At 68.3% G+C, this 12,238-nt stretch carries 10 protein-coding genes; 1 reads left to right on the plus strand and 9 read right to left on the minus strand.

Features of this window, described 5'->3' with window-relative positions:
• Positions 1-424: 424 nt before the first annotated feature.
• From C1704_RS14590 to C1704_RS14600, 3 genes are all read right to left on the minus strand, one after another.
• Positions 425-3,487 carry an alpha-1,6-glucosidase domain-containing protein gene (locus tag C1704_RS14590; RefSeq protein WP_104303476.1) on the minus strand — a complete coding sequence of 1,021 codons (3,063 nt, stop codon included), beginning with the start codon at positions 3,485-3,487 and terminating at the stop codon, positions 425-427.
• A 172-nt stretch (positions 3,488-3,659) separates the two neighbouring features.
• Positions 3,660-4,790, minus strand: coding sequence for a YbdK family carboxylate-amine ligase (locus C1704_RS14595; protein ID WP_104303477.1), 1,131 nt, complete (start codon positions 4,788-4,790; stop codon positions 3,660-3,662).
• A gap of 20 nt (positions 4,791-4,810) precedes the next feature.
• The gene (locus C1704_RS14600) at positions 4,811-6,028 is read right to left on the minus strand and encodes a cation:proton antiporter domain-containing protein (protein ID WP_104303478.1); all 1,218 of its coding nucleotides are present in this window, start codon (positions 6,026-6,028) and stop codon (positions 4,811-4,813) included.
• Between the two features lie 141 nt (positions 6,029-6,169).
• On the opposite strand from C1704_RS14600, the gene C1704_RS14605 reads away from it, so the two are divergent.
• Positions 6,170-6,664, plus strand: coding sequence for a MarR family winged helix-turn-helix transcriptional regulator (locus C1704_RS14605; RefSeq protein ID WP_104303479.1), 495 nt, complete (start codon positions 6,170-6,172; stop codon positions 6,662-6,664).
• Between the two features lie 39 nt (positions 6,665-6,703).
• On the opposite strand, the gene C1704_RS14610 is transcribed toward C1704_RS14605, so the two are convergent.
• The 6 genes from C1704_RS14610 to C1704_RS14635 are packed head-to-tail and all read right to left on the minus strand — an operon-like array spanning position 6,704 to position 12,220.
• On the minus strand, positions 6,704-7,570 hold the full coding sequence (locus C1704_RS14610) for an intradiol ring-cleavage dioxygenase (protein ID WP_104303480.1): 867 nt from the start codon (positions 7,568-7,570) through the stop codon (positions 6,704-6,706).
• 8 nt (positions 7,571-7,578) lie between these two features.
• Entirely contained in the window at positions 7,579-8,625 is a 1,047-nt protein-coding gene (locus C1704_RS14615) for a branched-chain amino acid ABC transporter permease (protein WP_245876506.1), read from the minus strand.
• A gap of 15 nt (positions 8,626-8,640) precedes the next feature.
• Positions 8,641-9,510, minus strand: a complete 870-nt coding sequence (locus tag C1704_RS14620; RefSeq protein ID WP_104303482.1) for a branched-chain amino acid ABC transporter permease — start codon at positions 9,508-9,510, stop codon at positions 8,641-8,643.
• Positions 9,511-9,514: 4 nt separating this feature from the next.
• Positions 9,515-10,219 (minus strand): ABC transporter ATP-binding protein, encoded by a 705-nt coding sequence (locus C1704_RS14625; RefSeq protein ID WP_104303483.1) that lies wholly within the window; start codon positions 10,217-10,219, stop codon positions 9,515-9,517.
• Positions 10,216-10,947: an ABC transporter ATP-binding protein gene (locus C1704_RS14630; RefSeq protein ID WP_104303484.1), complete on the minus strand. Its 732-nt coding sequence runs from the start codon at positions 10,945-10,947 to the stop codon at positions 10,216-10,218. The genes C1704_RS14625 and C1704_RS14630 overlap by 4 nt, the downstream gene beginning before the upstream one ends.
• 10 nt (positions 10,948-10,957) lie before the next feature.
• A complete protein-coding gene (locus C1704_RS14635; protein ID WP_104303485.1) occupies positions 10,958-12,220 on the minus strand; it encodes an ABC transporter substrate-binding protein in 1,263 nt (420 codons plus the stop codon).
• Positions 12,221-12,238 lie beyond the last annotated feature (18 nt).

A 12,238-nucleotide genomic window follows, 5' to 3' on the forward strand; every position in this document is an offset into this window, starting at 1 on the left:
CACGACCCGCTGCGGAATCAGGCCCGCCCGCGACGCCCCGTCCAGTGCATCACATTGCAGTCGCAGCAGGCGGTGTGCCTGGCTGATCGACACGCCAAAGGACACACCAAAGAGCTGGCGCAGCGATGCCTGCGCCGCTTCGTCAAGGGACACGTCCATTCATCCTCCCTGGATGCTGGCGGGTGAGCCCGCTCGTGGTCACGGATGGAGCGGCGGGAGTATGCCCAGGGGATGTCCCTCGAGGGAAGGAGGTGGTGAACGGGTTTTACAGAAGGTTGCCTCTTGAAGCGCATTGTTACCGGCGCCGGAGTGGCTCAGAGCAAGAACCAAAAAAATGCGCCCACCGGTCTCCCAGGCGGGCGCTCAAGCCGGGTCCCAAGGGCCCGGCGGTCACGAGGAGGGTCGGGGCCTCAAGGCCGGGACGTCAGGGCGTGGCCTCCACGAACACGGCCACACTGCGGCCGGGCACGGTGAAGGTGCCGGTGCCGGCGGTGAAGGTCGCACCCTGGACCCGGGTGTCGCTGCCGCTGGCCAGCACGGGGTGCAGGACCAGGCTGCGGCCGGTCAGGGCACCCACCGCATAGGTCTGGGCGTTGGGCGCGGCGTTGATGAGCACCACCAGGTTCGCGTAGCGACCGTCGCCGCACAGGCTGTTGTTGGCCTTGCGCCCGGTGACGCGCATCACGATGAGGCCGTCACGCTGGTCGGCGGCATCCGGGAAGCTCACGCAATCGCGCACGTCGGCCCCGCTGCGCAGGCGCAGCATGGTCGTGTCGGAGCGCACGCGCAGCAGGTCGAGCACGGCATCGCGGGTGGCGCGGATGTGGGCCGACGTCGGCGGGATGTTGGCGTTGCTCAGGATGGGGCGCATGCGGTCCCACTCGGCCTCGTTCTTTTCGGCCGAGGGCAGGCCCATGGTGCCGAAGTAGTTGGTCGTGGCCGACCAGTCGATGCGGTTGAACCAGTCACCCGCGTTGTAGCTGTCGCGGTCCAGGCTCTTGGTGCGCAGCAACTCGTCGCCCGCATGCAGGAAGGGGATGCCCTGCCCCATGAGCACCGTGCCGAGCGCCACCACCTGGGCCCGCGCCCGCTCGGCCGCCGTGGTCGTGGTGGGCAGCTTGAACTGGTTGATGTCGAAGAGCGTCTCGCCGTCGTGCACGCCGGCATAGTTGATGACCTCCTGCGGGTCGGCGGTGTAACCGGCGGGCTGGCCGCCGTAGTCGTAGGCTGATGCCAGCTGCCCGTTGAGCATGAAATCGTGGACGCTGCCGGCCATCCCCAGGCGGATGAGGTTCTGCATGTATCGCAGGTCGTTGCGCTGGGCCGTGGTGCAGGCACCGGCATTGAGGGCATTGTTGTCGTAGCAGCGCCCGCTGACGAAGCCCTGGCGTCGGATCACGTCGTCGCCCGAGTCGAAGGGGCCGCCACCGCGGATGGCATCACGGATGCGATCGCTGAAGGAGCCGATGCCGGTACCGCGCAGGTTGGCCTGGCGGGCCTGGATGAACTGGCGGTCGTTCTCCACCTCGCCGAAGTTCCAGGCTTCGCCGTAGTAGAGCAGCTCGCGGCCGGCGGCAGCGTCCACGGCCGCGCGGGCGGCCTGCATGGCCGACAGCGGAATGTGGCCCATGATGTCGAAGCGGAAGCCATCGACCTTGTATTCGACCGCCCAGGTCTTCAGGGTGTCGGTCATGAGCTTTTCCATCATCGCGTACTCGGGCGCGGTGTTGTCGCAGCAGGTCGAGCGCTCGATGAACCCGTCGCCGTTCTGGCGGTAGTAGTAGCCCGGCACGATGCGGTCGAGGAAGCTGCCGCTGGTGTGGTTGTAGACCACATCGAGCACCACGCGCAGGCCGTTGCCGTGCAGCGCCTGCACCATCTCGCGGAACTCGCGCACGCGCACCGCGCCGTCGGCGGCATCGGTGGCATAGCTGCCCTCGGGGGCGCCGTAGTGGCGCGGGTCATAGCCCCAGTTGAAGCAGTCTTCGTCCTTGGTGGCGGCGATCGTGGCCTGCGGGACCTCGCTGGTGGGGCCGGCCGAGACGACATTGGGGGTCACGCAGCCGGTCTCGGGGATGGTGGCCAGGTCGTAGGTGGGCAACAGGTGCACGTGGGTGAGGCCGGCCGAGGCCAGGGCCTGCAGGTGCCGCACGCCGTCGGTGTCGGCCTGGGCGAAGGCCGTGTACTTGCCACGGTGCGCCGCGGGCACGGTCGGATCGTTCACCGAGAAGTCGCGCACGTGCAGTTCGTAGATCACGCTGTCGGCCGGCGCGTCCAGCGCGGGAATGGCATGCGCGTCCCAGCCGGCCGGCTTGAAGGCGGCATCGGACAGGCGCGCCACCATGGCGGCCTGGCTGTTGGCATTGAGGGTGAGCGCGTAGGGGTCGGTCACGGTGTTCGTGACCACGCCGCCATCCTGGCGCGAATAGACCTGCACGCGGTAGGTGTAGTAGGCGTTGTTCACCCAGGCGGCATCCCCGGTGTAGTGCCACACGCCGGTGCGGGTGTCCTCGGTCATTGCGCGCAGCGGTTCGCTGCCGATGGCCAGCTCGACCGAGCGTGCGGTGGGCGCCCACAGGCGGAAGACCGGCCGGCCCTCACCGTCGAAGCTCACGCCCAGGGTCTCAGACACCGCCTCGGCGGCGTAGACGTCATCCAGCACCCCTTGGATCTGCAACTGCGTGGCATGGGTCACCCGCCCTTGAGAGACACGGGCGACGACCAGCTGCCCCTTGAGCAGTTGCTTCACGTCGGCCTGCGCGGCGCTCGGCAATGCGAAGGCGGGGGCGGTGGCCAGATGCCGGAAGCGTTCGCGCAAGGCGGTTTCCAGGGTGGTGCTGCTCAGCTCGTGGAAGCCATCCGCCCCCTGGATGCCGTTGGCGTTGGCGGTGATGCCGCCCTGGGCGGCGTGGTAGAGCCGCAGCGTGCCGCCCGCGGGCAAACCGGGCCAGACCAGTCGCGAGGTGGACAACCACATCGCGCGGGCATTGCCGATGTTCAGGCCGCTGGCGGCCTCAGCGCTGGTGTAAGTCGTGCAGTCGCCCTGCTTGAGCCAGATCTGCTGGCCTGCGGTGGCGATATCGGCGGCAAAGGTGGCCACGCGATCGCAGTCCTGGTCCTTCTCGGCATCGCTGGCGCTGGTGGGCCGGTTCAGCAGGAAATCCATGCGGCCGGCCGATGCGTTGACGGGAATGTCCACATAGCGACCAAAGCCGCTTGTCTGGGTGAACTCAAAGCGCGGAGCGCCCGGCCATCCGGTCGAAGGGGTGGCCGGGCCGCTCCAGGCGTAAACCCCCCAGCCGTCATAGTCGCCCGCGCTGCGCTGGTAATGGACTCGCAGCGTACCGGCCGGCACCGCGCCGGCCCCGGGGCCCGGGTCGTTGTCGCCACCTCCGCCGCCGCCGCAAGCCGCCAGCAGGCCCAGCGTTGCAGCCAAGGCCAGGGCCGTGCCGAAGCGCCGCCAGTCCACTCGTTTCCCGTTCGTCATCGTCGTCTCCTGTGATCAGGTGTCAGGAGGGGCTACGACGGGCGAAGCCGGGACGCTCGCCCTCCAGACACAGCGAGGGCGATGCTATTGAAGTAAAACTACAAGGTCAATCTTGGGATTAACCCTCGATTTTCTCTCTTTTTCCTGTAGTTTATGTAGTTAAGTTACCAACTCAATCGATCTGCAGCTCTCCGCTCCAGCGCTGGCATTGCTGGCGCACGAGTTCAGGCAGCAGGTGCTCCTTGGCGTGGACCTGGCGCGCCCAGGTGGCGTCATTGCCGTGGCGCTCCAGTTCAAGGCGCAGGTAGTCCAGGGCCGCCTCGGCTTTCAGTTCGATGGCGTGGGACTCCAGCCGGGCCAGCGTGGCCAGGATGTCTTCGCGCAGGGAACGGTGCTCGCCGGTCTTGGGATCGACGAAGGTGCCTTCGGGACCGAAGCGGCAGGCCTGGAAGCGGTTGAAGGTGTAGACGAGGTAGTCGTCCTCGGCCAGCTCGAAGGGCTTTTCCACCGTCAGCCAGCGCGAGACACACTGGATGTACGCCGCCAGGGCCGCGGCCTTTTCGATGGTGAGCGGCGTGTCGAGCACGCGGACCTCGATGGTGCCGAACTCGGGCTTGGGGCGGATGTCCCAGTAGAAGTCCTTCATGCTCTGGACGACGCCGGTGCGCGTCATCTTCTCGAAGAAGACGCCGAAATCGTCCCAGGTGGTGCAAAACGGTGCCCGGCCCGACAGCGGAAAGGCGAACACCGAGTTCAGCCGTGCCGAGTGGAAGCCGGTGTCGGTGCCCTGCACGTAGGGACTGGACGCCGATATCGCGATGAAGTGCGGGATGAAGCGCGACAGGCCATGCAGCAGCACCAGGGCGTCGTCGGGCCCCGGACAGCCCACGTGCACGTGCTGGCCGAAGATGGTGAACTGCTTGGAGAGGTAGCCGTACAGCTCGGAGAGCATGTGAAAGCGCGGGGTGTTGAAGATGCGCCGCTCGCTCCAGTCCTGGAAGGGATGGGTGCCGCCGCCGCACAGGCCCACGTTGAGCTTGTGGGCACACTCGACCAGGGCATCACGGATCTCGGTGAGCTGCCCCAGGGCGTCGGCATGGTTGCGGCAGATGCCCGTGGACAGCTCGATCATGCTGTCGGTCATCTCGGGTTTCACATCGCCGGGGATCTTGCGCTTGGCCATCAGCCGCAGCAGGTCGGCCGAGCTGGGAGACAGGTCGTAGTCGTGGCGGTTGACGATGGCCAGTTCGAGCTCGACGCCCAGGGTCAGCGGTTCGGAGGTGGAGAAGGTTTCCAGGCTCATGGGGGTCCTCGGGTGGGGGCTCAGGCCCCGCGCTGGGGGGTGATCTCACGGGCGCCGCGCAGGGCCGCCAGCACGGCCAGGGCCCCCAGCAGCTCCATCAGCGCCACGGCACTCAGGGCGATGGGGGCAATCTGCGCGGCAAAGGGGGCGTGCGAGACCTGCAGGTCGGCGAAGAGCACCAGGGCCGTGGCCGACATCGGCGTGAGCGCCAGGCTCAGGCCCAGGCCCTGGCGGATCGACTGCCCGCTGAACCAGCCCAGGGTGAGCACGGCCCCGGCCTTGGCGGCCAGCCGCACCGCCATCGCGAGGATGGCCAGGCCGGCCCCGGCCGCCAGGGCGGCGATCGACCACGAGGTGCTCACGATGACGAACAGCAGCAGCACCAGGACACCGCCGGCGGTCCCGAAATGGCGCGGCCACACCCACGGCCGCTCGGTGGTGTTGCGCAGCCACAGGCCGGCCATCAGCGGCACAAGCAGCGTGGACAGGTTGAGCACCTGCGTGACGGCCAGCGCCAGCGTGATGAGGCCCAGCAGCAGCAAGGTGGAGTTCTCGTTGCGCAGGTCGAGCCCTCGGGCCACCCGCGCCACGGCATAGCCCAGCAGGCCAGCCACCAGCACCGAACCGGCCACCACATACAGCGGCTGGACGATGGCCTGCACCGGGTTCTGGCCGGTGTCCAGGTCGAGCCAGGCCAGCAGCAGCTTGCTGGCGAACACGGCGTAGAGGGTGTTGAGCGCCGTCATCATCGACACCCGCTCGGTGACCTGTCCGGCCGCCCCGAATTCGGACGCCACACGGGAAATCACGGCCGCCGAGGTGGGCACGGCCAGCACGGCCAGTGCGACGGCGGCCGGGGCGTCCAGGCCCGCCCAGCGCATCACGAGATACACAGCCACGAAGGTCAGCAGCGACTCGGCCAGGCTCGTGACGAGCAGGAAGGGGTTGGTGCGCAGCCAGCGCAGATACACCCGCGAGCCCAGCTCGAAGAGCAGCAGGCCCAGGGCGAGGTCGACGATGACGCGCAGCGAGGGCGACAGCCCTCCGGCCGCCATGCCGTAGCCCGCCAGGCCCACGCCCATGCCCGCCAGGGCGTAGCCCACGATACGGGGCAGGCCCACCCAGCGGAACACCGCCTCGCCCACCAGGGCGCCCACGATGATGACCAGCGAGCCCCACAAAAGCCCGCCGGATCCCGACAGGCTGATGCCCAGGGTGCCAAGGATGGAATCGAGCATCGCGCATTTCCCTTTCTTGTTCGTGTGATCGCGGCGGCCACCCGCCGGCCGTGGTGCGTCAACCCGCTGCGGGGTCGTGCGTTATGGGGGGACCATGCCACACAACGGCCTGGACCCCTGAGCTATCCCCGAGCGGCCCCCATGGTCTCCCACCCTGCCGACACACCGACCCTGCCTGTGGACGTGCTGCGCGCCCTGCGCAGCTTTCGCATGATCGTCCGATCGATCAAGCAGCATTTTCAGCATGTGCAAGAAGCCACCGGGGTCAGCGGCTCCCAATTGTGGTGCCTGGTGACCATCCAGGCCCAGCCGGGGATCCGCGTGACCCAGCTCGCCCAGGCGCTGGGCATCCAGCAGGCCACCGCCAGCAACCTCGTCGAGTCGCTGGATCGCAAGGGCCTGGTGGAACGCCGACGCGACCAGCGCGACCAGCGTGTGGTCAGCCTCTTCCTGAGCGAAGCGGGCGCACGCATCGCCAAGGCCGCCCCGCAACCAGTGGCCGGCATTCTGCCTGATGCGCTGGAACGCCTGGACCCTTCGGCCCTGGCCCAGCTCAATGGCCTGCTCGAACAGGTGATCGGCCTGATGGCGCTGCAGGCGCCGGACGGGCGCGACGTGCCGCTGGCCGACGCCTGAGGGGCCATCGGACCCCCAGGTCGGGCCGGGGCACAGGCCTCAGGAAGCCCGGGGCTGCAGGCGGAAGTCGAAGTTCAGGGTGTGGAAGGGCTGGTCGCTGCGCCCACCGTCCGGCGTGGGGCCGGGCTCGTGGCGCGCAAAGGGGGCCATCAGCGAGGACCGCACCCCGAACACCACGTCCGAATCCAGATAGGGATCGCAGTCGCGGAACACGTGGGTGATGAGGGGCTCGTAGCCCGGGGCCTCGACCATGAAGTGCACATGGGCCGGCCGCCAGGGATGGCGCCCGGTGGCCACCAGCAGGCGGCCGACCGGCCCGTCGGTGGGGATGGGATAGGCCGCCGGCAGGATGGAGCGGAACCAGAAACGGCCCTGGGCATCGGTGCGGAAGACACCGCGGGCGCGCGGGTGGGGCAGGTCGGCGTACTGCACGTCGTACTGGCCCTCGTCATCGGCCTGCCAGACATCCACCTTGGCGTCGGCCACCGGCTCGCCGTCGAGCCCGGTAACCGTGCAGTTCACGTACAGCGGCTCGCCCGGCGCGCCGGCCGCCATGTCGTCGCCGTTGTTGAAGCGCGGCGCATCGGCCACATGGAAGGGGCCGAAGACGGTGGACTCGGTGGCCCCCGGCGCCTTCTTCTGGTTCTGGGCGACGGCCAGCATCGACAGGCCCAGCACGTCGGACAGCAGGATGAACTCCTGGCGGCGGTCGTCGCACTTGTGCCCGGTGGCCGTCAGGAACCGGATGCCCTCCATCAGTTCGTCTTCCGTGAGCTTCACCTCGCGCATGAAGTCGTGCAGGTGCTGCACCAGGGCGGACAGCAGCACCTGCAGCCGCGGGTTGTCGCATCGCTGCAGTTGCGCCAGGATGGCCGGGGTGATGGTGTGTTCGTCGATGTTGCGCATGGTGATTCTCAATCGGGTGAGGCTGGCGGTGTGCCCAGGACCAGGCGCCGGCGCGTGGGAAAGAGGCTCCACCCCCATCGTTGCTGGGCGTAGCCCCACAGTCCCTGCTTGAAGAAGACGGTGACAAAGATGGCCAGCGTGCCCAGGCCGATGAGGTACCAGGCGCCGTAGTCGCTGAACCAGCGGTTGAGCGCCCAGAAGATCAATGCCCCGAGGATGGGGCCTTCGATGGTACCGATGCCGCCGATCACCACCATGAAGATGGCGAAGGCCGTCCAGTTCACGCTGAAGGCCGCATCGGGCGAGATGCGCAGGTTGCCCACGAAGTACAGCGCCCCGGCCAGCCCGGCGCCGAAGGCGGCCACGATATAGACCCACAGCTTGGTGCGCTTGACGTCGATGCCCTGCGACTCGCTGGCCACCTCGGAGTCGCGCAAGGCCATCAGCGCCAGACCCTGGCGGGACCGCAGGAAGCCATAGACCAGGGCGATGGCCGCCACCACCGCCGCCAGCGCCATCCAGAAGGTGACCGCCTCGCGCGTGCTGCGGGCGATGCCGGCCAGGGCCGTGAGGCTGGTGCCCGAGCCGCCGCCCACGGCCGAGATGTTGGCCACCGTCAGGCGCAGCACCTCGGCGATCACCCAGGTGCCGATGGCGAAGTAGCCGCCCTGCAGCCGGAAGGCGAGCCTGGACAGCGGCCAGGCCAGCAGGCCGGCCGCCACCGCCGCGAGCGGCACGGCCACGAAGGGGTTGACGCCGACGAAGTTGCCCAGCGCCAGCATCACGTATCCGCCCACGCCGAAGAAGGCCTGCTGGCCGATGGACACCATGCCGCCATAGCCGGCCAGCAGGTTCCACATGGCGGCGAAGATGAAGTAGCAGCCGATCTCGACGAACTCGCGCATCCAGGCGGCATCGGCCCAGAAGGGCATGGACGCCGCCAGCACCACGAGCGCGATGGCAATCACCCCAGCCAGGCGACTCGCGCGCGTCTGGCGCTCGACCTGCCACAGCGGCAGGCCCTGAGGCTGGGAAGCAGGCAAGGGAGACGTCACGGCAGACATCGTGGCTCAGCCTTTCGTCTTGGGGAAGAGGCCCTGGGGTCGCCACACCAGCACGGCCAGGAAGACCAGGTGTCCGAACCAGATGCCCCAGCCGGGGTTGAAGCGAAAGCCGATGGACTGGGTCACGCCCAGGATCAGCGCACCGGCAAAGGTGCCCCAGAAGGAGCCCATGCCACCGATGATCACGGCCTCGAAGGCAAACAGCAGCAGGGCCGGCCCATCGCTGGGAGACACCGTGGTGCGCATGCCCTGCAGGGTGCCGGCCAGCGCGATCAGCACGAAGGCGATGCCGGTGGCCATCGCGTACACATGGCTCGCGCGCAGGCCCATGAGCTGCGCCACCTCGCGGTCGTCCGACACCGCCCGGAACGCCCGGCCCAGCGCGGTGCGCTGAGACATCCACTGCAGGCCTGCGGTGCAGGCCAGCGCCAGCACGAAGATGAGCAGGGGCAGCACGCCGATGCTCAACTGCTCGGTCAGCGCCACCCCCTGGATGTTCAGGCCCATCGAGTCGATGGAACGGGGGTCGGCCGTGAAACCCTGCTGCAGCGCGTTCTGGATCACGATGGCCAGGCCGAAGGTGACCACCAGCGAGGGCAGCGGGTCCTTGCCGAGCGTGCCGTTGAGCGGGAAACGTTGCAGCGCATAGCCGAAGCCGAAGGCCAGCGGCAGCAGCAGCGCGCCGGCGATGAAGGGGTTGATCCCCAGGCCCGTGGTGACCAGAAAGGCCATGAAGGCGCCCAGCACGATGAAGTCGCCGTGCGCCGTGTTGGTCAGGCGCATGACGCCGAAGATCAGCGCCTGGCCCAGCGCGAACAGGCCATAGAGGCCGCCGAGCAGCAGGCCTTGCACAAGGGTGTCGATCCAGGACCACATGGCGTCAGAGTCCGAAATAGGCTTGGGAGATCTGGTCGCGCGTGACGGCGTCCGAGGCGGCGCTCAGCGACACCCGCCCCTCCTGGAAGCAGTACAGCCGCTGCGAGGCCTGCTGGGCCATGCCCACGTCCTGCTCGACGATCACCGCGGTGAGGCCTTCGGCGCAGATGCGCGGCAGGGCCGCATAGATCTCGCGAATCACGATGGGCGCAAGGCCGAGCGACAGCTCGTCGCACAGCAGCAGGCGCGGGTTGCTCATCAGCGCGCGGCCGATCGCCACCATCTGCTGCTGGCCGCCCGAAAGTTCGGTGCCGCCGTGGTGGCGGCGCTCCTTCAGGATGGGGAAGAGCGAGAACACCCGCTCCAGCGACCACGGCCCGTGGCGACGCGTGTTCGCCCCCATCAGCAGGTTCTCCTCCACCGTGAGGCTGGGAAAGAGCCGCCGCCCTTCGGGCACCATCGCGATGCCGGAGCGGGCGATCTCGCCCGGGGGCAGGCCGCCGATGGCACGGCCTTCGAAACGCACAGCCTCGGCCGGCGCCTTGAGCAGCCCGGTGAGGGTCTTCAGGAAGGTGGACTTCCCGGCCCCGTTGGCCCCGATGATGGCGACCATCTCACCCTCGCGCACCTCGAAGTCGATGCCGTACAGCGCCTGGAAGTCGCCATACCAGCTCTTCAGCCCGTGGGTTTGCAGCAAGGGAGCGCTCATGCCACGGCCTCCGGCTCCATGCCCATGTAGACCCGTTGCACCTCCGGGTCGGCCATCACGGCGCGGGGTTTGCCTTCGGCCAGCTTGGCGCCGAAGTTGATCACCACCAGCCGGTCGGCGATCGCCAGCAGGGCATGCACCACGTGTTCGATCCACACCATGGTCACACCGCCGGCCTTGAGCATCTTCAGCTCGTCCACGAGCTGGCGCGCCTCGTGTTCCGTCAGGCCGCCGGCGATCTCGTCGAGCAGCAGCAGCTTCGGGCGCGTGCACAGCGCCCGGGCCAGCTCCAGGCGCTTGCGGTTGAGCAGGGTGAGCCCGCCGGCCAGCTGGTTGGCCTGGGCCTTGAGGCCGGTGCGGGCCAGCACGTCCACCGCCACCTCGTAGGCCTCGTGCTCAGGCAGCCCGGCGCCGAAGCTGGCGGCGGTGACGCAGTTCTCGAACACCGTCATCGCGCCGAAGGGCTGGGGCACCTGGTAGCTGCGGCCGATGCCGAGCCGGCAGCGCTGGTGGGGCGCCAGGGCCGTCATGTCACGGCCCTGGAACTCGATGCGGCCGGCGTCGGGCCGCACGTCGCCGCTGATCAGGTTGAACAGCGTGGTCTTGCCCGCGCCGTTGGGGCCCAGGATGCCCAGGGTTTCGCCCTCGCTCACCGACAGCGACACGACATCGGTGACCTTGAGCGCCCCGTAGGACTTGGACACCGCATGCAGAGCGAGCAAGGCCATGGCCGTCCCTTCAGCTCATCAGCTTGAGCTGCCCGCCCACGGGGATGTCCTTGGCGGTCTCGTTGTTGACCACCACCAGCTCATAGGGCGTCGAACGGCCCTTGACCCACTGCCCGCCGACCAGCGGCGTCTTGGACACGTTCTTGAACGGCCCCTGCCCGCCGAACTTCACTGGGCCCACCAGGGTGTTGACGTTGGTGGCTGCCAGCGCGGCGCGCAGCGACTCGCGCTTGCTGGGGTCCTGGGTGCGCTTGAGCACGTCCACCGCCACCTCGAAGAGCGCATGCGAGAAGCCGATGGGCTGGGTCCACTGCTTTTTCGTGTCGGCCTCGTACCTGTCGGCCACCTGCCTGGCGCTCAGGCCGTTGATCGAGGACTTGTAGGGATGTGACGGTGTCCACCACACCTCGGTGGACAGGCCGTCGCCCAGTTCGCCCAGGGCCTCGACGGCGCCCGGGAAGAGCAGCGCCTTGCCCACCGAGATGACTTTGGGCCGCAGTGCCTGCTGGCGCGCCTGCGTGAGGAAGGTCTTCATGTCGGGCGGGATGACCACGCCGGTGATGATCTCGGTGTTGTCGCGCTTGAAGGCGGCGATGTGCGAGGCGAAGGTCTGGGTGAGGTTCTGGTAGCGGCCCGGGTCGGTGAGCGTGTAGCCCATCTTGGACAGCACCGGCGGAAAGCCCAGCTTGGGATCGCCCCAGGCATTGCCGTCGCCATCGTTGGGGAAGAGGCCACCGACCTTTTTGTTGGTGGGCACCGAGTTCCACAGGTTTGTGAAGACGGCGATCACGTCCTCCAGGCCCCAGAAGAAGTGATAGGTCCAGTTGAAGCCCTTGGCCGGATCGCCTTTGCGGCCGAAGAACCAGGGCTGCCAGGGGGCGACCGTGGAGATGCAGGGCACCTCGTTGAGCTCGCAGGCGTCGCTCACCGGGTTGGTGGTCTCGGGCGTGGACGACACCAGCATCAGGTCCACACGGTCCTTGAGGATGAGGTCGTTGGCCACCTCGCCGGCGCGGTTGGGGTTGGACTGGCTGTCCTTGACCACCACCTGCACGTTGAGACGGCGCCCGCTGCCCACGTCCAGCCCGCCCTTGAAGGCCTCGGTGATGCCGGCGATGACCCAGCGGTCGGCCTCGCCGAAGGGCGCCAGCGGCCCGGTCTGGGGTGACACGAAGCCCAGCTTGATGCTGCGGCTCTGGGCCAGCACCGGCCACGAGATCGCCGCGGCGCCCGCCGCGGTGGCCTGCACGAAATGACGTCGGTTGATGCTCATCGTTGTCTCCTGGTTGGG

It is taken from the genome of Caldimonas caldifontis (assembly GCF_002930615.1).
GTDB lineage: Bacteria > Pseudomonadota > Gammaproteobacteria > Burkholderiales > Burkholderiaceae_C > Caldimonas > Caldimonas caldifontis.